The organism is Nitrosomonas sp., from assembly GCF_020852615.1.
In the GTDB taxonomy this organism is placed as follows: domain Bacteria; phylum Pseudomonadota; class Gammaproteobacteria; order Burkholderiales; family Nitrosomonadaceae; genus Nitrosomonas.
The window spans coordinates 13,155-37,823 of record NZ_JADZAJ010000021.1; the positions used below are offsets into that span (position 1 = coordinate 13,155).

22 protein-coding genes and 1 riboswitch are annotated in these 24,669 nt (G+C 49.6%); of the genes, 10 read left to right on the plus strand and 12 right to left on the minus strand.

Annotated elements, in window-relative coordinates; all coding sequences use genetic code 11:
• Window positions 1-39: 39 nt before the first annotated feature.
• Window positions 40-420, minus strand: a complete 381-nt coding sequence (locus IT527_RS04405; protein WP_292967090.1) for a DoxX family protein — start codon at window positions 418-420, stop codon at window positions 40-42.
• 28 nt (window positions 421-448) lie between these two features.
• Window positions 449-1,315, minus strand: coding sequence for a pirin family protein (locus IT527_RS04410; protein ID WP_292967092.1), 867 nt, complete (start codon window positions 1,313-1,315; stop codon window positions 449-451).
• A gap of 129 nt (window positions 1,316-1,444) precedes the next feature.
• Between IT527_RS04410 and IT527_RS04415 the strand changes: the two genes are divergently transcribed.
• Window positions 1,445-2,377: a LysR family transcriptional regulator gene (locus tag IT527_RS04415; RefSeq protein ID WP_292967094.1), complete on the plus strand. Its 933-nt coding sequence runs from the start codon at window positions 1,445-1,447 to the stop codon at window positions 2,375-2,377.
• Between the two features lie 74 nt (window positions 2,378-2,451).
• Here IT527_RS04415 and IT527_RS04420 read toward each other — a convergent pair whose 3' ends face one another.
• On the minus strand, window positions 2,452-4,017 hold the full coding sequence (locus tag IT527_RS04420; RefSeq protein ID WP_292967096.1) for an NAD(P)H-hydrate dehydratase: 1,566 nt from the start codon (window positions 4,015-4,017) through the stop codon (window positions 2,452-2,454).
• Window positions 4,018-4,082: 65 nt separating this feature from the next.
• On the minus strand, window positions 4,083-4,301 hold the full coding sequence (locus tag IT527_RS04425; protein WP_292967098.1) for a hypothetical protein: 219 nt from the start codon (window positions 4,299-4,301) through the stop codon (window positions 4,083-4,085).
• A gap of 30 nt (window positions 4,302-4,331) precedes the next feature.
• Here IT527_RS04425 and IT527_RS04430 point away from each other — a divergent pair, with 30 nt between their 5' ends.
• Window positions 4,332-4,721, plus strand: a complete 390-nt coding sequence (locus tag IT527_RS04430) for a RidA family protein (protein WP_292967100.1) — start codon at window positions 4,332-4,334, stop codon at window positions 4,719-4,721.
• Window positions 4,722-4,824: 103 nt separating this feature from the next.
• Here the strand turns inward: IT527_RS04430 and IT527_RS04435 are convergent, their stop codons facing one another.
• Window positions 4,825-5,406, minus strand: coding sequence for a nucleoside deaminase (locus IT527_RS04435; RefSeq protein WP_292967102.1), 582 nt, complete (start codon window positions 5,404-5,406; stop codon window positions 4,825-4,827).
• 182 nt (window positions 5,407-5,588) lie between these two features.
• On the opposite strand from IT527_RS04435, the gene motA reads away from it, so the two are divergent.
• From motA to IT527_RS04450, 3 genes are read left to right on the plus strand one after another with little or no spacing between them, the layout of a single operon-like run.
• Entirely contained in the window at window positions 5,589-6,449 is an 861-nt protein-coding gene (gene motA / locus IT527_RS04440) for a flagellar motor stator protein MotA (RefSeq protein WP_292967104.1), read from the plus strand.
• 42 nt (window positions 6,450-6,491) lie between these two features.
• On the plus strand, window positions 6,492-7,436 hold the full coding sequence (gene motB / locus IT527_RS04445) for a flagellar motor protein MotB (RefSeq protein ID WP_292967106.1): 945 nt from the start codon (window positions 6,492-6,494) through the stop codon (window positions 7,434-7,436).
• A complete protein-coding gene (locus tag IT527_RS04450) occupies window positions 7,420-8,205 on the plus strand; it encodes a class I SAM-dependent methyltransferase (protein WP_292967108.1) in 786 nt (261 codons plus the stop codon). Before motB ends, IT527_RS04450 begins: the two co-directional genes overlap by 17 nt.
• Window positions 8,206-8,226: 21 nt before the next feature.
• Here the strand turns inward: IT527_RS04450 and cysS are convergent, their stop codons facing one another.
• A complete protein-coding gene (cysS, locus tag IT527_RS04455; RefSeq protein WP_292967110.1) occupies window positions 8,227-9,621 on the minus strand; it encodes a cysteine--tRNA ligase in 1,395 nt (464 codons plus the stop codon).
• Between the two features lie 124 nt (window positions 9,622-9,745).
• On the opposite strand from cysS, the gene IT527_RS04460 reads away from it, so the two are divergent.
• The 3 genes from IT527_RS04460 to IT527_RS04470 all read left to right on the plus strand — a co-directional run bounded on the left by IT527_RS04460 (window position 9,746) and on the right by IT527_RS04470 (window position 11,442).
• Complete coding sequence (locus IT527_RS04460; protein WP_292967112.1) at window positions 9,746-10,396, plus strand: peptidylprolyl isomerase; 651 nt, start codon at window positions 9,746-9,748, stop codon at window positions 10,394-10,396.
• Between the two features lie 18 nt (window positions 10,397-10,414).
• Entirely contained in the window at window positions 10,415-10,906 is a 492-nt protein-coding gene (locus tag IT527_RS04465; RefSeq protein ID WP_292967114.1) for a peptidylprolyl isomerase, read from the plus strand.
• An 83-nt stretch (window positions 10,907-10,989) separates the two neighbouring features.
• Window positions 10,990-11,442 carry a rhodanese-like domain-containing protein gene (locus tag IT527_RS04470; RefSeq protein ID WP_292967116.1) on the plus strand — a complete coding sequence of 151 codons (453 nt, stop codon included), beginning with the start codon at window positions 10,990-10,992 and terminating at the stop codon, window positions 11,440-11,442.
• Here the strand turns inward: IT527_RS04470 and IT527_RS04475 are convergent, their stop codons facing one another.
• The gene (locus tag IT527_RS04475) at window positions 11,443-12,264 is read right to left on the minus strand and encodes an undecaprenyl-diphosphate phosphatase (RefSeq protein ID WP_292967118.1); all 822 of its coding nucleotides are present in this window, start codon (window positions 12,262-12,264) and stop codon (window positions 11,443-11,445) included. It abuts the gene before it with no gap.
• 41 nt (window positions 12,265-12,305) lie between these two features.
• Window positions 12,306-14,204, minus strand: a complete 1,899-nt coding sequence (thiC, locus tag IT527_RS04480) for a phosphomethylpyrimidine synthase ThiC (protein ID WP_292967120.1) — start codon at window positions 14,202-14,204, stop codon at window positions 12,306-12,308.
• A gap of 30 nt (window positions 14,205-14,234) precedes the next feature.
• A riboswitch (TPP riboswitch) is annotated at window positions 14,235-14,341 on the minus strand.
• A gap of 68 nt (window positions 14,342-14,409) precedes the next feature.
• Between thiC and IT527_RS04485 the strand changes: the two genes are divergently transcribed.
• Both IT527_RS04485 and IT527_RS04490 read left to right on the plus strand, forming a co-directional pair.
• The gene (locus tag IT527_RS04485) at window positions 14,410-15,066 is read left to right on the plus strand and encodes a protein-L-isoaspartate O-methyltransferase (protein ID WP_292967122.1); all 657 of its coding nucleotides are present in this window, start codon (window positions 14,410-14,412) and stop codon (window positions 15,064-15,066) included.
• A gap of 61 nt (window positions 15,067-15,127) precedes the next feature.
• On the plus strand, window positions 15,128-16,444 hold the full coding sequence (locus IT527_RS04490) for a TolC family outer membrane protein (protein ID WP_292967124.1): 1,317 nt from the start codon (window positions 15,128-15,130) through the stop codon (window positions 16,442-16,444).
• Between the two features lie 30 nt (window positions 16,445-16,474).
• Here IT527_RS04490 and IT527_RS04495 read toward each other — a convergent pair whose 3' ends face one another.
• The 4 genes from IT527_RS04495 to clpX all read right to left on the minus strand — a co-directional run bounded on the left by IT527_RS04495 (window position 16,475) and on the right by clpX (window position 24,625).
• Window positions 16,475-18,928, minus strand: a complete 2,454-nt coding sequence (locus IT527_RS04495; protein WP_292967126.1) for an ATP-binding protein — start codon at window positions 18,926-18,928, stop codon at window positions 16,475-16,477.
• Between the two features lie 280 nt (window positions 18,929-19,208).
• Window positions 19,209-20,426 carry an alanine--glyoxylate aminotransferase family protein gene (locus IT527_RS04500; protein WP_292967128.1) on the minus strand — a complete coding sequence of 406 codons (1,218 nt, stop codon included), beginning with the start codon at window positions 20,424-20,426 and terminating at the stop codon, window positions 19,209-19,211.
• A gap of 379 nt (window positions 20,427-20,805) precedes the next feature.
• Window positions 20,806-23,235: an endopeptidase La gene (gene lon / locus IT527_RS04505; protein WP_292967130.1), complete on the minus strand. Its 2,430-nt coding sequence runs from the start codon at window positions 23,233-23,235 to the stop codon at window positions 20,806-20,808.
• Between the two features lie 109 nt (window positions 23,236-23,344).
• Window positions 23,345-24,625, minus strand: a complete 1,281-nt coding sequence (gene clpX, locus IT527_RS04510) for an ATP-dependent Clp protease ATP-binding subunit ClpX (RefSeq protein ID WP_292967239.1) — start codon at window positions 24,623-24,625, stop codon at window positions 23,345-23,347.
• Between the last annotated feature and the right edge of the window lie 44 nt (window positions 24,626-24,669).

The window sequence follows — 24,669 nt, forward strand, 5'->3', positions numbered from 1 at the left end:
ACAACCGGGTTCCCAGTTAACAGCGGATAACCTGTAATTTCATCCAAACCTGCGGCGGCCATCCAGGCTGTAGCCGCCCGCGCCATGCGCTGCCAGCAGGATAAAACCACCGGCGATAGCAATATTCTTCATAAACATGATCATTTGCATCTGATCAGAAAGATTGTTGTGAAAAATTGCTGCAGCTGCGAGGGTAAACAATGCCAGCACGATGGATACCAGCCGGGTTTGCCATCCGGCGATGATCGCCAGACCACCGCCCACTTCGAGCAGGATTACCAGTGGCAACAATGCTCCCGGAATACCCGTTGCTTCCATATAACCCTGCGTACCGGCGTAGCCGGTGATTTTGGAAATACCCGCAAACAGGAATATTTGCGCCAGAAACAGACGGGCGATGAACTGACTGATTTTTTCCATTTAAGTCTCCTTGTTATAAATGATCAATTTACTGTTTACGTTTAACCCACGCCCGATCACGTACGAACTGATTGGACTGGTAGTCCTGCAGCGCCTGATCAATTTCTTCGCGGGTGTTCATCACAAACGGGCCGTGCTGTACGATTGGCTCACGCACCGGTTTACCACTGACCACAATAAAACGCGCGCCCTCTTTTCCCGCGACAAAATCAAAAATGCCACCATCCATGTCTGCCATAACCAGTGAGTGCTGCACGACACCTTGCCCGTTAAACTGTCCGTTTCCTTCGAATACATAAACAAAGCCCGCATTCTGTGCCGGCAGCCCATGTTGAAAATGCCGTCCGGGCCGCAATTCAACATCGAAGTACGTCACCTGCGTCAGGTCATCCCGGATTGGTGCGGTAACATCGCCCAAACGGCCAATTAACACTTTCAGCCGATAATCCCCGGTTTCCACCACCGGAAAAGCAGCTGCAGGAAATTCCTGATACTCCGGATGATCCATTTTGCTGGCCGCCGGCAGGTTGATCCACAGTTGAAACCCGCGTAACAACCCGTTTTCCTGTTTCGGCATTTCCGAATGAATCACACCACTGGCAGCTTTCATCCACTGCGCCGAGCCCGGCTCAAGATTGCCGGTGTTACCCATGCTGTCCTGATGCTGCATGCAGCCATCCAGCATATAAGTGAACGTGACAAACCCCCGATGCGGGTGTGGCGGAAAGCCGGCAATGTAATCATCCGGATTGTCGCTGCTGATGTGATCCAGCAACAGGAAAGGGTCGTAATTGCGCAGTGCCGCCGTACCAATTGTGCGATGCACCATTACACCGGCGCCTTCGCGCACTGCTGTTGCAGGAATAATGCGTACTGCGCTGGCTGACGTATTCATCGTTTCCTCCTTCTTATGAAGTATTGATCAACTCTGCTTACCGACAGCATTATCATCGTTGTTATAATCAGAATAAACAGTGTTTAATAAAAATAACTGTTCCTGTATTAGCAACAATAAGAGGAACCTATGGACCGATTTGAAAATATGAATACGTTTGCGCGCATCGTGGAAGCAGGCAGCATCAGTGCGGCGGCAGATCGTATGGATGTGGCAAAATCTGTTGTCAGTCGGCGTTTGAAGGAGCTTGAAGCCCATCTGGGCGTTGAGTTATTTCACCGCACCACGCGGCAGCTGAATCTCACCGACAGCGGGCGCACTTTTTATCAGCAATGTATGCGTATCCTCGCTGATATCCTTGAAGCTGAACATGCCACATCGCAGTTTCATGGCGCGTTAAAAGGCAACCTGAAAGTGGCGGTTCCGCTCAGCTTCGGTTTAATGCATCTGGGCCCCGCCATCACTGCATTTCTGCAAACGCATCCGGATATCGAATTCGATCTGGATTTCAGTGATCGACAGGTTGATTTGCTGGCAGAAGGTTTTGATCTTGCCATCCGCATCGCCAGCCTGCCTGATTCCAGTTTGATCGCGCGTCGCCTTGCGCCGGTCCGGACCGTCATGTGCGCAAGCCCGATGTACCTCGAACGCATGGGAACACCACAAGTGCCGGCAGAACTTACCCGTCACCGCTGCCTGGTGTACAACCTGATCAGCCATAGTGACAGCTGGACCATCTATAGCGCTGCAGGGCAATTGATCAAAACTCCGATCACTCCCTGCCTGAAAGCCAGCAATGGTGAATTTCTCCGTCATGCTGCCACTGAAGGGCTAGGCATCGTATTGCTGCCGGTTTTCATCGTTTATCGGGAAATTGAACGTGGCACATTAATACCGATCCTGACCGGGTACCATTACCCGCAACTGGCTGCCTACGCCATCTACCCGCAAACCCGCCATCTCTCGCAGCGTGTCAGAGCATTTGTCGATTTTCTGGGTAAGCGGTTTGACGAAAAGCCATACTGGGATTCATGTTTACCTGATACGAAAACGGTTTCATGAATAACGATGGTTTTGATACGGCAAATTCAATAAAAAACCATTACAAATCTCGGCGGCAGATCTGCTGAAGTCAGCTAATGCCCGTGTATTCGTGTACCTGTTAACTCACCCGTCCGTGTAAACTGGTAGCCGGGATTTTCCTCACCAATCCAGCAATTCAGCAGATTACGCGCAGCAGGGATGACTTCCGATGCGGTCATGCCGACAGGGCCGCATTGCTGTTCCAGTAACACATCCGCGGCTGCGCCATGCAGATAGACAGCCAGTAACAATGCATTTTCCGGAGATAATCCCTGTACCAGCAGTGCACCCAGAAAGCCGGAGAGAACGTCACCAGTGCCGGCACTGCTCAAGCCGGAATTACCGCTGGTATTGAAATGGCAGTGCCCGTCTGGAAAAGCACAAATACTGCCGGCGCCTTTCAGGACGACAGCACAATTAAACTGCCGGGCAAGATTTTGTGCGGCACTCAGCCGATTATGCTGGATTTCAGTAACGGTTATATTCAGCAGACGGGCTGCTTCTGCCGGGTGGGGGGTCAGAATGGCGGGAGCCTTGCGTACCTTAAGGATCTTGCTGAGTTCGGTATGGGCAGCAATCAGATTGAGTGCATCAGCATCCAGCACCAGCGGCAGGCAGGTTTGTAATGCCTGTTCCAGATAAATACAGGCGGCAATCTCCATCCCGAGGCCGGGGCCGATCACCAGACCATCCAGAAAATCCGGATCAAAAAAACTGGATGGTGAACGCAACATCAGCTCCGGCTGAGCCGGATCAACTACCGGTATGTTCTCCTGTGCCAGCAACCCCGGGTAAACCCGCCCTGCTCCCAGTCTGAGTGCAGCACGTCCGGCCAGCAGAACCGCACCGGTCATGCCGCTGGCTCCTCCCAGAATACCGAGCCTGCCGTAAGTGCCTTTGTGGCTGTTGGCCAACCGGGGAGGAGGCAGCCTTGTTGTAATACTGGTCCTGTTCAGCAGCCAGTTGTGCGGGGAAATAAATGCGGCAGTATTCAGTTCCAGATCGCGCACAATGATTTCACCACAATAATCACAACCGTCATGTGTCAGCAGCCCCGGTTTAAGTGCGATGAAAGTAACTGTAAGTGCAGCCAGAACAGCCACCTCCGGCACGCGACCGGAATCACTGAGCAAACCACTGGGGATATCAAGCGCCAGTACTGGCAGATTCAGGCAGTTGATCTGCCTGATAAGCTGCCGGTATTTTTCTGTCAGCGGGCGGGTTTCGTTCAGACCGATACCAAACAGGCCATCAATCACCGCATCCCACTGACCATCAGCCGGGATCTCCCGGTTTGTTACCTTCCCGACAGCCTGCCACTGTTCCAGCGCCCGTCTGGCATCTTGCGAAAGCCGCTCAGCCTCACCGGTGAATACCAGCGTGACCTGTTTTCCCCGGTTATGCAAATGGCGTGCAGCCACCAGCGCATCCCCCCCGTTATTACCCGGCCCGGCCAGAACCAGTATTCGATATTTGCCGCCCGTCAGTAATCGGGTACCGGCAATTTCAGCTGCTGCTAATCCTGCTCTTTCCATCAGTGGCGGCGGATTGGGTACAGATAGCGCTAGTGACTCAATCTCGCGGATTTCGGCAGTGGTGTATATGGGTATGGTATTCATCTGATGGCAAGATCACGGGCATTTCTGAAAACTGTTTTCCGGTAGATCACTGTACTGTGCAGCGCTTATTCTGTCTGGAAACGATAAAGATGTGGCGATATTGTTCGATTGGCTTCCCGCAGACCGGCACCAGGCCACAGTCTGCATAATGCCATGCTCTCTGACCGGCAGCAGACCGCCATATGCTTCCCGGGTGAAACGGCATTGTCAGGATGGCAGCCCTGAATAATAGCGAATATCCGGGAAGAAGCGTTATTCAGTGATGTGGTATCGTAGCCGGGCATTTTTTATATCCAATAAAGAGGAACGGCAGGATGACACGCAAACTTATCAGCTCGGGTTCAACATTTGAGAAGGAAATCGGCTATTCACGCGCGGTGGTTGTAGATAACTGGGTGCTGGTATCCGGAACAACCGGTTTTGATTACAGCAAAATGGCCATTTCTGATGATTTACTGGAACAGGCGGAACAGTGCTTCAGAAATATTGAGGCTGCACTGAATCAGGCGGGATCCGGTATGAAAGACGTCGTGCGGGTAACTTATGTATTTCCTGAAACCGGAGATTTTGAAAAATGCTGGCCGGTAATGCGCAAATATCTGGGCGATGTCAGGCCGTCCGCCATGATGCTGAATGCAGGACTATCCGACCCGCGCATGAAAATTGAAATTCAGGTAACGGCTTATCGCGGTGCCGGTGCCTGACCAAAATTATTTTATTAACCCCGGGCTCCGGAGGATCCCTGAATACCCCGGTTTCTTTACCCCAGGCCTGTTGAATAACGATTCGCGCAGAGTTTCAACGGACTCATCTGTTTGAGCTGCAACGTGCATTATAAATCTTGCCATTGCAGGCATAGTAATCGTGCAGCAATTTGCGGGCAGAATCCCGCAACAGGCCGGTCGTAACGGTAATACCGCGTGCTTCCAGTTCGCCGATCCAGTTTTCCGGGCGAGGACCTTCGTCAAAGCCTATCGCCTCCACGTCATCACTGCGTGCGGCACAAACCAGGCTGCGCACACCGGACCAGATCACTGCGCCAAAGCACATCACGCAAGGCTCGGCACTGGTGACCAGCTCATAAGCCGGCAAGTCATCTTCACTCAAATCATGGGTACTCAGTTTTGCCTGAGCGAGTGATAGCGCCAGTATTTCAGCGTGGGCAGCGGAGCAATGGCCGGGTACCACCCGGTTCGCCCCAGCCGAAACCAGCAAGCCGCTATCACGCTCAAAAACAGCGGCGGCAAAAGGTCCGCCACCTGCAGCCATATTGGCATGCACCAGCTCAAGCACATAACCCATACGCGCTTCTGGCGCAGTCAGCACACGCGGCTCGTCACTCGCCTGTATCAGGAAAGCAGGTAATCTGATATGCAATGCGGTATCCATGTGACAACTCTACACTACTGCCAGCCTAAGGGGTAAGGCTCAATTTGGCCTGGCCATCCGGCTTCTACGCCTTTCTTCCGGTCTAATGCAAGCCGCATTATTCCACAAGCAGGCAGAGCCTTACTAAAGTCGGCTCGCCAGCGGCCGATAAAATCTGAAAATCTACAAGGAATTTTTCAGTCATGCTGGTAATTATTGGATATGTAGTCGTCGTTATTTCGGTGTTTGGTGGCTTCGCTCTTGCGGGTGGTCATCTGGGATCGCTGGTACAGCCGGTTGAGCTGCTTATGATTGCAGGCGCCGCATTAGGTGCTTTCTTTGTCGGTAATTCCGGTAAGGCTATCAAGGCTACGTTCAAGGCACTCCCTTATGTTTTCAAGGATGCCAACTATACCAAGGCTGTTTATATGGAGCTGATGACGCTGCTTTACGAAATCCTTGGCAAAATCCGCAAGGAAGGACTGATGTCGATTGAAGCGGATGTGGATGATCCGGCCAAAAGCCCGTTATTCGGGAAATACCCCAAAATTCTGGCCGATCATCATGTCATCGAATTTATTACCGATTATTTGCGGCTCATGGTGGGTGGCAATCTCAACCCGCTGGAAATCGAGAATCTGATGGATGGTGAGATGGAAACACATCATCAGGAAGGTGAAATTCCAATCCACGTCATCAGCAAAATGGGCGACGGACTTCCGGCTTTCGGTATCGTAGCGGCGGTAATGGGTGTGGTACATACCATGGAATCGGTCGGTATCCCCCCCGCCGAGCTGGGTAAACTGATTGCGGCTGCTCTGGTTGGAACCTTCCTCGGTATCTTGCTGGCCTATGGCTTTATTGGCCCGCTGGCAAGTCGTCTGGAACAGCGGCTGCACGAATCCGGCAAATTGCTGGAATGCATCAAAGTAACATTACTGGCTAATCTGAATGGTTACGCACCCGCGCTGGCAGTCGAGTTTGGCAGAAAAGTATTGTTCTCTACCGAGCGTCCTTCTTTCATCGAACTCGAAAAACACGTCAAGCAAAGTAAAGCCAAATGATGTTGCCAATTTCTGACGTGCTGTCAAACGACGAGGCCACAAATGGCTGAGGATATTTCACAAAAACCCATCATCATCAAACGCATCAAGAAGATGGCGGCACAGCATCATGGCGGCGCATGGAAGATCGCCTATGCTGACTTCGTAACAGCCATGATGGCTTTCTTTCTGCTGATGTGGCTGCTGGGCTCGACAACGCAGGGTGACAAGGAAGGTATTGCCGAATATTTCAAGACACCGCTGAAAGTGGCACTGCAGGGCGGGGATGGCAGTGGCGACAGCACCAGCATCATTAAAGGCGGCGGGGATGATATCAGCAAAAAAATCGGCCAGATGAAGCGAACCGATTTCGATGATCTCAAGCAATCTATTGATATGGATGCATTGCAGGCATTGCAGGATCGCGTTGAGCGGGAACAGCTGGAAAAACTCAAGGACAAGATAGAAGACGCCATCGACAATAATCCGGATCTCAACAAATTTAAGAGCCAGCTGTTGCTCGATATTACTTCGGAAGGTTTGCGTATTCAGATTGTGGATGAAAAAAACCGCCCCATGTTTGCGATTGGCAGAGCGGAATTACAGTCCTACACCAAAATAATTCTGCGTGAGATCGGCAAGATGCTGAATGACGTCGGCAATAAAATCAGCCTTTCCGGGCATACTGATGCCACTCCTTATCCCGCCGGAGAAAAAAGCTACAGCAACTGGGAGCTGTCGGCAGATCGTGCCAACGCTTCCCGGCGGGAACTGATTGCCGGTGGCATGAATCCGGAAAAAATGTTGCGTGTGGTCGGGCTGTCCTCTGCAGTCATGTTTGACCGGGAAGATCCGTTCAATCCCTTTAACCGCCGGATCAGCATCATTGTTATGAACAAGAAGGCTGAAGATGCCATTACCCGCGAAAATCTGGGGGAAGTGGATATCCGTAACAATGAAGAAGTGAATTCAAAAATAATTAACAAGGATAATGCTGCACCAAACTGAGCGGTATCAGCACAGCACTTCCGAGCCGTTGCTGAAAAAAACTTTCGCAATTCTGCTGGGCAGTGTATTGACTGCATACCTGATGGGGATGGTTCTGCCATGGCCAATCACCCTGTTGCATGCAGTATGGCTGCAGGGATTACTTGCTGCACTGGCGAGTTATTATCTGTTTCATCTGCCCGTCTGGTGGGCGGCTATCCATTTATTATTCTTCCCGGGATTGCTGTCGGCAATCGTCACGCTTAATTTACCGGCATACTGGTATCTGGCCGGATTTATCACACTCATGCTGTTTTTTGGCAGGATCCATCACACCCGGGTGCCACTTTTTCTGTCCAGCCGGGAAGCAGTCAGTACGCTGGCAGAACTACTGCCGAAAGATTGCCGGTTCAAACTGGTCGATCTGGGATCCGGGTGCGGCGGGCTGATATGCAAACTGGCACGCATGTTACCTCACGGCAGGTATCACGGTATCGAGACTGCCGTGCTGCCTTGCTGGATCAGCAAACTGAGAGCGTTATTGTCCGGGCAAAATTGCCGGTTTGAATGGGAAAGTATCTGGCAGCATGACTTATCAGGATACGATGTGGTTTATGCCTACCTCTCTCCCGTACCTATGCCCCGCTTATGGGAAAAAGCTCGCCGGGAAATGCACCCCGGCAGCCTTTTCATCAGCAATACTTTTGCAGTTCCCGGTGTGATGCCTGACCGGTGTATCAGGCTGCATGACTTCAGTGGCGCAGTATTGTATATCTGGCAGATGCCCTGACAGGTTACGCATAATTCCACACTACTGTCGCCGCCAGGTCGTCCCCTGCGGCCCGTCTTCCAGAACAATGCCAGCCTCTGCCAGCTGCTGACGCAGTGTATCTGCCTGCGCAAAATTCTTTTCTTTTCGTGCCTGCAATCGCAGCTGAATCATGTTTTCAATCTCCTCAGCGGTGTACCGGCTATCCTGCTGAAAAGCGGATTGCTGCAGGTAGTGCTGTGGCGATTGCTGTAACAGCCCCAGTATCCCACCCAGCATTTTAAGCATTTCTGCGTAACGCGCATCACCTGTCCGGTTAGCTTCACTTGCCAGATCAAACAGTACGGCAACCGCCTCCGGGGTGTTGAAATCATCGTTCATCGCCGACATGAAACGCCTGGCATAGTCATCATTCTCCCAGTCAATTGAAGCGGTCATTATCTCTGAATCGGGAGATGTGTGATTCTTCAACACGGTGTACAGGCGCCCCAGTGCGTTTCTGGCATCATCAAGATGCGCATCCGAGTAGTTGAGCGGGCTGCGATAATGTGCACGCACAATAAAAAAACGGACAACCTCAGGCTGATAACGAGCCAGTATTTCCCGTACAGTGAAAAAATTACCCAGCGACTTGGACATTTTTTCATTGTCTACCCGCACAAAACCGTTATGCATCCAGTAATTTACATGGGAGTGCCCATGTACCCCCTCACTCTGGGCGATTTCATTCTCATGATGAGGAAACTGCAGATCCTGCCCCCCTCCGTGAATGTCGAACTGCTCACCCAGATAATGGTCGCTCATGGCTGAACATTCAATGTGCCAGCCCGGGCGGCCCTTGCCCCACGGCGAATCCCAGCTGGGTTCATCGGGTTTAGCTGCTTTCCATAACACGAAATCAAGTGGATCCCGTTTATTGGTGTCAATTTCTACGCGTTCACCGGCACGCAGATCATCAAGTGATTTCCCGGAAAGCTTGCCGTAATCGGAAAAATGCCTGACGTCATAAAACACATCGCCATTACCGGCCACATAAGCCAGTCCCTTACTCAGCAAGGATTCAATCATTGCAATCATGCTGTCAATATACCGGGTGGCACGCGGCTCAAAAGATGGGCTGATTACACCAAGTGCTGCCGCGTCTTCTTCCATGGCCTGAATATAACGGGCAGTCAGTGCGTCAAAGGGCTCATGATTTTCCAGTGCTCGCCGAATAATTTTGTCATCAATATCAGTGATATTACGAACATAAGTCACCTTGTAACCGAGTGTCTGCAGCCAGCGCATCACACTGTCGAACACGACGAGTACGCGAGCATGCCCGAGGTGACAGTGATCATAAACAGTCATGCCACACACATACATGCCGACTTTGCCAGGTATTACGGGGATAAATTCACGCTTGGACCGGGTAAGCGTATCGTAAATTTTAAGCATCAAGAAAACGTGCAAGAAAGAGGGTTAGATTGTAGAAGTGTTTATTTTATTGATAGAATCGGGAGGTTTAACAACAACCCTTTACCTGAAAGAGTCAGGAGCAAAATCGCGTGAGTATAACATAATGAAAACACCCCCCTTTGAACAGCAGGCTGCCCGTCCGGCAAAATCGCTTCTGATCTCCGGCTTTTGTTTTATCCTGTTCCTGCTGGTTCCGGCAGCGCCTGTTTTTGCTGCCAACCCAGCAGTTGAGATCAAAACCAGCCTTGGTACCATTCAGGCAGTGCTTTATTCTGATAAAGCCCCTGCCACAGTTGAGAATTTCCTGAATTACGTCAAAGATGATTACTATACCGGCACAATCTTCCATCGAGTGATTTCCGGATTTATGATTCAGGGAGGCGGGTTCGATCAGAACTACACTCAAAAGCCGACCCGGCCACCCGTTAAAAATGAGGCCGACAACGGACTCAGAAACGAGACTGGCACTATTGCAATGGCGCGTACCGGCGATCCGCATTCTGCTTCGTCACAGTTTTTTATCAATGTCGCCAATAATCACTTTCTTAATTACACCGCACCCACAACGCAAGGATATGGTTACACGGTCTTTGGTAAAGTGACCGGTGGCATGGATGTGGTCAATAAAATTGCCGGCTCCCCCACAGGAGCAGGCGGACCCTTTAACCGTGATGCCCCTCAAAAAATGATCGTAATCGAAAGTATCAAACTGCTTTCAACCCCACAACACCCGGAAAATCCCGGCAACCCTTAATTCAGGATAAAAAATTAAATGGTCAAAATACATACGAACTATGGTGTTATTACTCTGGAGCTTGATAGTGATAAAACACCTGTCACCGCTGAAAATTTCCTGCGCTATGTTAACAGCGGACATTATGACAACACCCTGTTTCACCGCGTGATCGACGGTTTCATGATCCAGGGCGGAGGTTATTCGTCTGGAATGAAAGAAAAATTAACTCAGGCCCCTATCCAGAATGAAGCAGCGCTGGGTTCCGGTAACGAGGCTTATACGATTTCCATGGCTCGCACCAGCGACCCGCATTCTGCCACTGCACAGTTTTTCATTAATGTCGCTGATAACAAATTTCTCAATCACACCAGCATGACACCGCAAGGTTTTGGTTATTGCGTATTTGGCAGAGTTACAGAAGGCAAGGAAGTGGTGGATGCCATCAAAAAAGTAAAAACAGGCCGTTTTGCCGAGCATCAGGATGTGCCACTGGAAGACGTCATCATTCAGAAAGCCGAAAGCATTTAATTGAACAGGCTGGCGACCAGTTGTTCCGATAGAAAACGCTATACAACGTTACACCCCATCCAAGTTTCATACAACATTTTCAAATGAACGATATTAATCAAATTCTGGAAACCGCTCAGGAACGGGCAGAAGACATGGGAGCAATCTACAAAGGCGCACTGCTGCCATCCGAAGCGTATGCTGTATTGCAGGCAATACCAGAAGCCAGAATCGTGGATGTACGGTGTCGTGCCGAGCTGGATTGGGTGGGGCGGGTTCCCGGAGCAATCGAAGTCGAGCTGTTGACTTATCCCGGAATGCAGCCCAATCCCGGTTTTCTGGATCAGCTCACCAGCCGGATAACAGACAACGATGTGCTACTGTTTATCTGTCGCAGTGGCGGGCGGTCTGATCAGGCTGCAACCATCATGAGCCAGAATGGCTTTACCAATTGCTACAACATCCTGGAAGGTTTTGAAGGTGACAGGGATGAAAATGGTCATCGCGGACAGCAATCCGGCTGGCAGGCTGCCAGGTTGCCATGGATTCAAGGCTAATCAGACGGTCGTCCAGTCAACCACACCAAAATACGCCGTCAGCAGGACTACCAGACCAAAAACAATCCGGTACCACGCAAACAAGCTGAAGTCGTGATGGCTGACATAGCGAATAAACCCGCGTATTGCCATCAGCGCACTGAAAAAAGCAGCAACAGACCCCGCCGCAAACATCCCCAGATCGTCAATATGTAAAAATTCCCGATGCTTATAGACATCATAAAATGTGGCTGCGAACATGACCGGGATTGCCAGGAAGAAAGAAAACTCTGCGGCAGCTTTGCGTGACAGGCCGAAAAGCAGCCCGCCGATAATCGTTGCACCAGAACGGGAAGTGCCCGGAACCAGCGCCAGACATTGTGCGAAACCAATCTGCAACGCATGTTTCCAGCCCATATCGTCCACTGCTTCAACTTCCACCCTGTGCTCACGCTGCTCTGCCCACAGGATCAAAATACCGCCAATGATCAGCGCAAACGCAACCGGCATCGGATGAAACAGGTAATGCTTTATCGTTTTGATAAACAGCAAACCCAATACCGCTGCTGGTAAAAAAGCAATAAACAGGTTCAGTACAAAGCGATTCGCCTGCCGGGTCCCCAAATCCCGAATCACATTTATCAGTCGTTCCCGATATTCCCAGCAGACTGCAAGAATTGCCCCCAGCTGAATGGCCACAGTAAAAACCATTGCCCTGTCATCATTGAAATTGAGCAAATCACCCGCCACTATCAGATGGCCGGTGGAAGAAACCGGTAAAAACTCGGTCACCCCTTCAACGATGCCAAGCAGAAATGCTTTAAAAAGCAGCAGCCAATCCATAACACCCCATCAGTTTTACTCAAATAAGTTGCGGGAAACCGTCATTGTTTGCTGTAAAGCTCCCCGCCCTTTTCAATGAACTCATTCGCTTTTCCGGCCATCCCTCTTTGCAGCGCCTCATCTTCAGAGACTCCCTGTTGTGCCGCATAGTCACGCACATCCTGGGTAATTTTCATCGAACAGAAATTAGGGCCGCACATCGAGCAAAAATGGGCAAGCTTGGCGCCTTCCTGTGGCAAGGTTTCATCATGAAATTCCCTGGCTTTATCCGGATCAAGGCTCAGGTTAAACTGGTCACTCCAGCGAAACTCGAAGCGTGCTTTGGAAAGTGCGTTATCCCGAACTTGCACACCGGGGTGACCTTTGGCCAGATCGGCAGCATGCGCGGCAATTTTGTAGGCAATGATACCATCCTTGACATCATCCTTATCCGGCAGGCCAAGATGTTCCTTGGGCGTGACATAGCACAGCATAGCCGTGCCATACCAGCCAATCATGGCAGCACCAATTGCTGAAGTAATATGATCATAACCGGGAGCAATGTCGGTCGTGAGTGGCCCCAGGGTGTAAAAAGGCGCCTCATGGCAATATTTGAGCTGCAGATCCATATTTTCCCGGATCAGGTGCATGGGCACATGACCCGGTCCTTCAATCATTACCTGCACATCGTGTTTCCAGGCGACTTCAGTCAATTCACCCAGTGTTTTCAGTTCCGCAAACTGAGCTTCATCGTTGGCATCATAAATCGAGCCGGGGCGTAATCCATCCCCCAGTGAAAAACTGACATCATAAGCTTTCATGATTTCGCAGATATCTTCAAAATGCGTATACAGAAAGCTCTCCTTATGGTGCGCCAGGCACCATTTCGCCATGATAGAACCACCGCGCGAAACAATACCTGTCATGCGTTTAGCCGTCATTGGCACAAATGGTAACCGCACACCGGCATGGATCGTAAAATAATCCACTCCCTGTTCTGCCTGCTCGATTAACGTATCGCGGAATATCTCCCACGTCAGCTCTTCCGCTCTGCCATCGACTTTCTCCAGCGCCTGATAAATCGGCACCGTCCCAATCGGAACCGGGCTGTTGCGAATGATCCATTCACGCGTCTCATGGATATTCTTTCCGGTGGACAGATCCATCACCGTATCTCCTCCCCAGCGAATTGCCCAGGTCATTTTTTCCACTTCATCCTGAATGCTGGAACCCAGTGCGGAATTACCGATATTGGCATTGATCTTGACCAGAAAATTACGGCCAATAATCATCGGCTCCGTTTCTGGATGATTAATGTTGGCAGGAATAATGGCACGTCCGCGCGCTACTTCGTCACGCACAAACTCCGGTGTGATCCATTTCTGAATCGCAGCACCGAAACTCTGTCCGGGATGCTGCCGATCCAGCAGCTCATTTTCCACCAGCTCAGAAAACTGTCCCCTGCGCTGATTTTCCCGGAGTGCGATGAATTCCATCTCCGGTGTGATAATGCCGCGTCTGGCGTAGTGCATCTGGGTCACATTGACACCCCTCCTGGCACGCCGAACCGGGCGAGTCAGGTTGAAGCGCATTTCTGCCAGAGAAGGATCCTGCAACCGCCTCAGACTGTAGCTTGAAGATAATCCGGTAAGAATTTCAGTATCGCCGCGCTCTGCAATCCATTTTTCACGCAAAGCAGATAAACCGCGGCGGATATCTATGCGGGCATCAGGATCTGTGTAAGGACCTGAGGTATCGTAGACGCAAATTGACGGGTTTTTTTCTGCTCCACGACTGGTAGCGGTATCCGACTGGGTAATTTCGCGCATGGGCACCCGGATATCTGCACGCGAACCCTGAATATAAATTTTACGTGAACCGGGCAGCGGCTGTACCGCTGCCGTATCTACCCGGGCACTGTCACTGGTAAATTTTTCCAGCCTGGAAATAGGTGTTTTCATGCTATGCTCCTTAGATTGCCGCAAGGAGCAGGAGGCAACCCCCAGCTTCCCTCCGGCGGCGTTATCCGCATCAGGTATTAAGGGACTCTCTCACCGGCTTCACAGCTTCCTGTGAGCGCGGACCCCCAGCCAAGGCTGCCAAGCTAAAGTAAATATGGAATAATTGCAAGCCCGATTCTTTCATCAATCACAGAACGACAAGACTATGGTGAACCTCGAACAAATCCGCTTCAATATGGTGGAACAGCAAATCAGAACCTGGAATGTGCTGAATCAGGAGGTCCTTGATTTGTTATATGAAATCAAACGTGAGGAATTCGTACCGGCTGCCTACCGCTTCATGGCGTTTACAGATATGGAAATCCCGCTGGAGCATGATGCCGTCATGCTAACGCCTAAAATGGAAGCACGTATCCTCCAGGAACTGCACATCAAAAAAACTGACAAGATTCTCGAAGTTGGCACTGGAACAGGCTATATGACCGCCTTACTGGCAAAACTCGGTGCCCATGTCCATAGCGTGGAAATCGTGCCTGAACTTCATGCCATGGCACATATCAATTTACAGACACACGACATTACCAATATCACTCTTGAAAAGGGAGATGCCTCGCGTGGATGGCCCGGCCATGGGCCCTATGATGTTATTGTCCTGACAGCCTCCACTCCGGTTTTACCAGAAGGGTTTCAGCAAAGTCTGGCACCGGGAGGCCGGCTGTTTGCCATTATTGGCGAAGAGCCAATGATGGAAGCAACATTGATTACCTGCACTTCACCAGGCAACTACAGCTCAACACGCCTGTTTGAAACTTGTACCGCACCACTCAAAAATGCATTGCAGCGTGAGCAGTTCCATTTTTGAAGTCCCCTCACTAATTGCTTGATAACTCCAGTAACAACCATCAGGCCGTAAAAATACGAAGATGATGAAAAGTTTGCGGAGTCTTGCTTTGCTGCTGTATTTATGCTCTTGCGGACAGTTACAATCAGCAGACTTAATACAGATTTACCGCGAGGCGCTGGAAGAAGATGCACAATATGGCGCCGCTCGTGCCGCTTATGTGGCGGCACAGGAGCGGCTTCCTCAGGGCAGGGCAGGATTGTTACCTGATATCCGCCTGACAGGTGTTGCTCAAAACCAGTATGTTGACACCGGCCAGGGGCCAACCAGAGAAATTAAAAATCGTGGATACACGGTTGCACTTACCCAGCCGATTATCCGCTTTGAAAATTTCATCATTTATCAGCAGTCAAAAAACGAGGTGGCGCAGGCAGATGCGCAGTTCGTCATTGCAGCCCAGGATCTGGTTTTACGGGTTGCACAAGCCTATTTCGATGTTCTCAAGGCAAAAATAGATCTTGAAGTTGTCGAATCCCAGCAAAAGGCGATTCATGGTCAACTGGAACAGGCTCAACGAAACTTTGAAGTGGGTGTTTCCACCATCGTGGATACTCACGAGGCGGAAGCACGTTACGATTTAACCCTGTCCCAGGAAATAGCGGCCAGAAACAAGCTGGAAATCAGTCAGCGTGCACTGCAGGTTCTTATCAACCGGCTGCCTGATGATCTGCAAAATGCCAGTCTGGATAAAATTATTGCTGATCCGCTCACCTTGCCTCATGCAGAAATGGACGAGTGGGTAAAATTAGCGGAAGAAAAAAATTTCCAGCTGAAAGTACAGCGTATCGCCTATGAGATTTCCGAGCAGGCTATCAATCGCGCCAGAGCAGGCCACTACCCAACGCTTGATCTGGTCGCGCAATATAACGATCAGAGTGGTGTGGGAGGCGCTTTTACCGGTCGGGGAATTGATCTCACCAGTAAAACGGTGGGGTTACAATTGACTGTTCCCATTTTTCAGGGACTGTCGGTGCAGTCTCGTGTAAAAGAGTCTCTGGCCAACCGGGATAAGGCACGCAAGGACCTGGAAAACACACGACGTACTGTCGCTTTGCAGGTTCGCCAGAACTACCTTAACGTGACCAATGGTATTGCTCAGATCAAAGCACTGAAGCGGGCTTTGACATCCAGCCGCAGCCAGCTGGACTCGACTATGCTGGGCCAGGAAGTGGGGGTTCGCATGGAAATAGATGTGCTCAACGCGCAACAGCAGTACTTCTCAGCTCGCAGAGATCTGGCCCGGGCCTATTACGACTATCTGATGGCCCGACTCCAGCTGAAAGCTGACGCAGGTGATCTGGACGAAGATGATCTGCTGGAAGTTAATGCATTGCTCTGATTACTCTTCTCCAGATTTTTCCAGCAGAAATTACCTGTCTGTATGCTCACCTGACCGCTTATGCGGCATCTTTACCCGCTGCGGTGTCTGTTGACAGGCCATACGATAAGCACGTAACGTTTTCTGCGCGTAACCCAGTACCGTATCCTGCGGATAATTGACAATTTCATACAATTCAGTATCGCTGCTGACTCCGGCCGGCAGACCAGATAGCAGTTCCAGACCTTCCTGCATATGGCTAATGGCATAAATATGGAACATGCCTTTCGATACTGCATCCACCACCTCATCGTCCAGCATGAGATGGCGGCAATTGCGATCCGGAATCAGTACCCCCTGCGTACCATCAAGCCCGGCTGATTCACAAACTCTGAAAAAACCTTCAATCTTCTCATTAACGCCCCCTATTGGAAGCATCTCGCCATACTGGTTAATCGCACCGGTGATGGCAATACCCTGCCGGAACGGTAGCCCTGATAAAGCTGACAGTAACGCATACAACTCCGCACAGGAAGCAGAATCACCCTCTACCCCATAATATTCCTGCTCAAATACCACTGAAGCATTAAATGCCAGTGGTGCATTATGGTGAAACAGCGCAGATAAAAAATTTTGCAGAATAAACACGCCCTTGTCGTGAATCGGTCCGGACATGCCAACTTCACGTTCAATATTAAGCAAGCCATCTTCCCCGGCAAAAGTATGCGCTGTGATACGGCTTGGAATGCCGAAACTGTGATCCCCCATCTCAATCAGGCTCAAGCCATTAATCTGCCCGATTTTTTCACCATGCACGGTAATAATTACATCCCCGTCGGCAATTGCTTCCTGTGCACACTGATCCGGATAATTGTGCCGTAATGTTCTGGCCTGGCGTGCAGTTGTAACATCCCGAACTTCAACAACATGGCTCCCGCGCGTTTTACTCTGCAGCGCGCTTTCTACAACCAGCATTTCCGTGTGGCTGAAATTTGCACTTAATCGCTTTTGATCTTCGGCTGTTCTATGACAGGTTTTCAATACCGACGCCACTGCCTCACGTGAAAAATGCGGTAAACACGACTGCTGACAAATGTGAGCAATAAAAACAGACAAAGCACGATAAGCCTGCGTGCTGGCTGTAAAAGCAGCGGCAAAGTCAACTTTTATCCGGAAACGCCGTGCCAGTTCAGGATTTTCTTCCTGAATTGCATAATACTGCTCACGTGAACCAATCAGGATAATCCTGACATCAATTTTTACAGCCTCTGGCTCAATTGGTACAACCGGTGCTGATACATTGGCCACCCAGGGCTCTTCAATCTGTAACAGGTGATTACGCAGCAAGCGGCAAAATTTCTCCCACAAGTAAGCATCAACCAGCAAATCATCCAGATGTAACATCAGGAAACCGCCGTGCGCCTTCAGCAGGCTGCCTGCACGAATGCGGGTAAAATCCGTAACCAGCATACCTTCCACTGACTGATAGCCGATGCTGCCAATCAGTGATTTAAATGATGGGTTCTCATCGATTACAACCGGCGCGCTAAGCTCGTCCCGGTTATCTACCACCACATTAATCCGGTAGCGTTCAAATAACAGCTTCAGCTCTCCCGGGTTTTTATCTTCACTGACATCCGCCAGCTGGAACAAATCCAGATTTTCGAGAATATCGTGTTTGATGTTATGCAGATGCTGTTCCAGCCTGGGGTAATCAGAAAAAGATGGATCCAGCCCTTCTGTCACCCAATTCAGTATCTGATCCAGCAACGGCTCAATCCAGCTCTGGCATAGTGCAGCAAATGCCTTATCCCGGCTTTGTTCCAGAGTACGAATCTTTTGCAGATACGATGTAATTTCGCTGCGTAGTGACTGCTCATCCTGATCAATGGCTGCTCTCTGCTCTTTCGGTAACGCCAGTATTTCTTCTTCGGCCAGCAACTTTCCGGATTCACCCAGAAGTGTAAACACTAATCGCCCGGATTCACGTCGCAGCGCAAAATGCAATGTCTCCGCAAAAGTACTGAGCTCTTCAAAATGATGCGCTTCTTCCAGCTTGAAGCGCTTTTCAATTTGGCTCATTTCCGCCTTAAAATCATTCTCATTAAAGCGCCCCGGTATTTCCTGCAGTAAACGATCTGCAGCTTGTGCAAGCTGCTGTCGCAACCAGCTTCCCTTGCCTGCCGGCAAACGCAAGGCCAGAGGACGCTCCGGCACAGCAAAATTATGCACGTAGCACAGATCGGGAGGAGGTGCTTTACGAGCGGCCACCTCTGTCATTGCCTGCCGCAACAGGGAGGATCTGCCACTGCCAGTCTCACCCAGCACAAAAAGGTTGTAGTCCGGATGCTCCATTTCCAGACCGAAATAAGTTGCCTGTCTGGCACGTTCCTGGCCTATCCAGTCAAGTGGCTGATCAATCAGGGCTGACGTATCTGGAAACTCCAGGGCATCAGGATCAATCGTTAAACCAAGTGAACATGGCTCCAGTCTGGTGATAGGCATATCTTGTATCCGGGTTGAAAGAAATTCGGGAGAGCGGGGGCAGCGAACAGCAACGCCACTCATGGGGCCAGCCAACAAGGTCGCCAGAGATACAGATGATCGTTACTAATTGTCGGCAGAAACAGAATAGAAAACCGGTGTACGGGTTATCTGAAACATTCCGGGAGATGAACGGAAACGGTGAAGCTAACGTACTGCTCTTTTTTCCAGGATGACGAATTCTTCAAGATACCCCGAAGAAACTCGCCATCCCGGCTTATACAGCTGTACTTTCGATTAATTACGCTGAAACAGAACGCGTGGCGTAGTACTGATACGCGGCAGAAGATGCCGCTCCTCTATCGACTTTCATACCTAAATCGGCCAGTACCTGTTCCAGCGCGTCCAGACAGAATATAACCTTCTCAATCTTGCTCGAATTACCCATCAATCCGATTCGCCAGATTTTTCCTGCAAAATCACCCAGCCCGGCACCAATTTCCAGATTGTAGTCATCCAGCAGCCTGCGACGCACTTCCTTTTCATTAACACCGGCGGGAACATGAATAGAATTCAACTGTGGCAAGCGGTATGGTTCAGCCACAACATATTCGATTCCCAGTGTTTTCAGCCCGGCTTTCAATGCTTCGTGGTTACGGCGATGCCTTGCCCAGGAACGCTCGAGCCCCTCTTCATACAACATCACCAGCGACTCATGCAATCCATACAGAGAGTTGGTCGGCGCAGTATGATGATAGGTACGGGAAGCTCCCCAATAACCGAGCAGCAGGCTAATATCCATGAACCAGCTGTGTACTTTCTCAGTACGGTTCTTGACCAGGTCTACCACCCTTTCCGAAAAACTGACCGGAGATAATCCCGGAGGGCAGGACAAGCACTTCTGGCTGCCGGAATAAATCGCATCAATATCCCACCCGTCCATATATACAGGTGTCCCGCCCAGCGATGTAACCGTATCCATGATCGTAAGACAATCATGCTTTCTCGCAATCTGGGCAATGGTCTTTGCATCCGACTGGACTCCCGTGGAAGTTTCAGCATGTACGAATGCAATAATCCTGGCATCCGGATTTTTTTTCAGCATGTCCTCCACTTTCTGCGGATCAACCGGTTCACCCCATTTATCTTCCACTACCAGGGGAATTCCGCCACAGCGCTCAACATTCTCGATCATCCTTCCACCAAAGACACCATTTCTGCAAACAATAACCTTGTCCCCGGGCACGATCATGTTGACGAAACACATTTCCATCCCAACCGAACCTGGCCCGGAAACAGGAAAAGTCAACAAATTAGTTGTCTGGAATACATACCGCAACAGCCCTTTCATCTCTTCCATCATTTCGGTAAATACCGGATCAAGATGACCCAGCGTCGGGCGTGCCAATGCGGATAAAACCCGTGGGTGAGTATCAGATGGCCCCGGTCCCAACAAGGTACGCTGGGGCGGATAAAATGTAGTAATTTTTTTCTCAGGACGAAAGCTTTCTGTAGTCATTATGGTTCCTAGTAAATGTGAATAAAAAATCTTGTCCATGGCTTTCGGAACCCGGTCTCTCTCTTTGTATTTTTATGACCGGTTTGTATCAGAGCCAGAATCATCAGAAAAATACGATGCCACTCAGGTACTTTAAAAACAAACAGCTGCCATTTCACTACGTCTGTTGAGTGAATCAATCAATATTCTTTGGGATTCTTTTTAAGGATTGAAGCAGGGATTCTATCAAGCGGGCGGGGAATTTACTATCGGATTGACTGTAAAAATAAGGGGGAAATCCTATTGCGATACCCAACCTTGCTTAAGCTGCTTCAAAAACAGAAAAAGGGTACTTCGAAATTTTCTCAAAGCACCCCTTCACTTTCCGGGTAACTAATAATCAGTGTTTGATTGATTGAGTGCTCGTTACCCTTTCTTCAGAGGGAGTGGGAGATGGAATAATCTGGCCGGAAATATCCGATGACAGCATTTCCGGCTTGTGTTCCAACGCAATATCCAGCACCTGGTCAATCCATTTCACCGGTCTGATATGCAGCCTGTTTTTTACGTTTACAGGGATTTCATTCAAATCCTTTACATTATCTTCAGGAATCAGCACGGTACTTATTCCGCCACGATGCGCAGCCAGGAGCTTTTCCTTAAGCCCCCCAATTGGAAGAATTTCTCCTCTAAGCGTAATTTCACCCGTCATCGCAACAGATGCGCGGACAGGGATATTAGTTAGCGCTGATACCATCGCCAGGCAAATACCAATACCGGCACTGGGCCCATCCTTAGGCGTGGCCCCCTCAGGCAGGTGAATATGGATATCATTTTTCAGATAAAAATCATCAGGTATCCCCAGAACCCTGGAACGGCTTCTGACCACAGATAACGCAGCCTGAATGGATTCCTGCATGACTTCGCCCAATTTACCGGTTGTAATTGTTTTCCCTTTACCAGGCAGCACTACCGCCTCAATTCTGAGCAGTTCCCCACCCACTTCCGTCCAGGCCAGACCGGTAACCTGGCCAACCTGATTTTTTTCATCAGCCACACCATAGGCGTAACGGCGCACACCTAAATATTTATCGAGATTACGTGAATTAACAATAATCTTTTCCTTGCCTTTTTTGATCAACAGGGTCTTGACGACTTTCCGGCAGATTTTAGAAACTTCTCTTTCCATTGAGCGCACGCCTGCTTCACGCGTGTAGTAGCGGGCAATGTCACGCAACGCCGATTCTGAAACGGATAATTCATTTTCACCCAGGCCATGATCTTTCATCTGTTTTGGCAGGAGATAGCGTTTAGCGATATTCAGCTTTTCATCTTCGGTATAGCCTGAAAGCCGAATAACCTCCATGCGATCCAGTAATGCAGGCGGGATATTAAGTGTATTTGCGGTAGCAACGAACATGACATCTGAAAGGTCATATTCCACTTCAATATAATGATCGACAAACGTGTTGTTCTGCTCAGGGTCAAGCACTTCCAGCAAAGCTGATGAAGGATCTCCCCGGAAATCCATACCCATCTTGTCAACTTCATCCAGCAAAAACAATGGATTCTTGACACCTGCCTTCGTCATACTCTGTAAAATCTTACCGGGCATGGAACCAATATAAGTCCGGCGATGCCCGCGAATTTCAGCTTCATCACGCATCCCTCCCAGAGACATGCGGACAAACTTACGATTTGTGGCATGCGCAATGGACCGTCCCAGCGAAGTTTTACCAACGCCAGGCGGACCAACAAGGCAAAGAATAGGGGCTTTGGATTTAGCAACACGCTGCTGCACTGCAAGGTATTCGACAATCCTTTCCTTGACTTTCTCCAGACCGTAATGATCTTCATCAAGGATCAGTTCAGCTTGTTTCAGTTCCTTGCTGATTTTGGTCTTTTGCTTCCAGGGCAGCGCAACCAGTGCATCGATATAATTCCGCACGACTGTCGCCTCTGCTGACATAGGAGACATTAATCGCAGCTTTTTCAGCTCTGACTCAGCTTTGGCAAGCGCTTCTTTAGGAAGTGATGCTGCTTTTATTTTTCTTTCAATTTCCTCAAGATCAGCGCCATCTTCGCCTTCCCCCAGCTCCTTCTGAATGGCCTTTACCTGCTCATTCAGATAATAATCACGCTGACTTTTTTCCATCTGGCGCTTTACCCTGCCGCGAATGCGTTTTTCCACCTGGAGAATATCCAGCTCAGCTTCCAGCAAGCCAAGCAGACGCTCCAGGCGCGGCTGAGTTTCAAAAATCTCCAGAATTTCCTGTTTTTGCTCCAATCTTAATGGCAGATAGGCAGCAATCGTATCAGCCAGGCGCCCGGCTTCATCAATTCCGGTCAGGGATGCAAGAATTTCCGACGGAATTTTTTTATTTAATTTAACGTACTGGTCAAATTGAGAAAGGAGTGCGCGCCGTAATGCTTCAATTTCCGGAGTATCTGTTTCGTCAGCGATGATGCGAACAGCTCTCCCTGAAAACGAAGTTTCAGAATCACTAAATAATTCAATTTCAGCCCGATAACCTCCCTCGACCAGCACCTTAACCGTGCCATCCGGCAGTTTCAGCATTTGCAAAATGCTTGAAACACAGCAGACCTTGTAAAGATCCTGAGGAGCAGGATCATCCTTGGCTGCTGATTTTTGTGCAACCAGCAGAATGTTTTTTCCTGCTTCTGTTGCAATCTCAAGAGCCTTAATGGATTTGGGACGTCCCACAAACAACGGGATAACCATATGTGGAAAAACAACTACATCCCGCAACGGGAGCAAAGGTAAATCCAGCTCACCTGATTCTTTGGTGTCGATCATATCCGATGTCATGTCATTCATTCCTTGCGGGAAACATGGTTTGGCGAAGATATAGTGACATTCTGAAAGAGCAAGTATCCACCATCCGTTAAAAAATTAAATTCCAATAAAAGACGGAAATTTATTTCGAACCCCTGGCCAGCTTGGGTTTTTCCGCATAAATTATGATGGGCTGAAGTTCATCACCATTGGGTCCGCTTTCAATAACCACCTTGGAAACATTCTCAATTGAAGGCAGGTCGTACATAACGTCCAGCAGCGTTTCTTCAAGTACAGAGCGCAATCCGCGGGCACCTGTTTTACGGGCAAGCGCTTTCCTGGAAATTGCCACCAGAGCCTGTTCACGAAACTCCAGTTCAACTCCGCCTTCCATATTAAACAGCTTGCTGTACTGTTTGATCAGGGCATTCTTAGGTTCAACCAGAATCTGAATCAGCGCCACTTCATTCAGTTCGCTTAATGTGGCCACTACCGGCAAACGTCCAACAAATTCCGGAATCAGGCCGTATTTAACCAGATCATCCGGCTCAATATCCCTCAAGATTTTATTCAGCTCTCTACGGTCACTCTGATTGATGACATCCGCACCAAACCCGATACCGCTTTTCTCGGAACGTCCTCGAATAATTTTATCGATACCGTCAAACGCCCCGCCGCAAATAAAGAGGATATTGGTGGTATCAATCTGGACAAATTCCTGGTTAGGGTGTTTACGCCCGCCCTGGGGCGGTACCATGGCGGTTGTTCCCTCAATCAGCTTGAGAAGCGCCTGCTGCACGCCTTCTCCTGAAACATCACGTGTAATGGAAGGGTTATCCGATTTACGCGAAATCTTGTCTATCTCGTCAATGTATACAATGCCACGCTGCGCTTTTTCTACATCGTAGTTACATTTCTGCAGCAGTTTCTGAATGATATTTTCAACATCTTCACCAACATATCCGGCTTCTGTCAGTGTTGTTGCATCAGCAATAACAAACGGAACATCCAGCAACCTTGCCAGCGTCTGCGCCAGCAAAGTCTTACCGGATCCAGTGGGCCCTATCAGCAGAATATTGCTCTTGGAAAGCTCGATATCATCACTGCTGCTGGTCTTCGACAGGTTTTTTAACCGTTTGTAGTGATTGTAGACGGCAACAGAAAGTATTTTTTTTGCAGACTCCTGCCCGATAACATACTGGTCCAGTGTCTCGCAAATTTCATGGGGGGTTGGCAGGCTGGTTTTAGTCAGTTTGGCAGTTTCATCAACCTGAATTTCCTCACGAATAATGTCATTACAAAGATCGACACATTCATCGCAAATGAATACGGAGGGCCCGGCAATCAGTTTCCTGACCTCTCGCTGACTCTTTCCACAAAAAGAACAATACAAAAGTTTTTCGTCGTTTGTTTTTTCGGCCATCATTCCACCCCGCAATCATCGAACGAACCTTGCCCGTTACACAG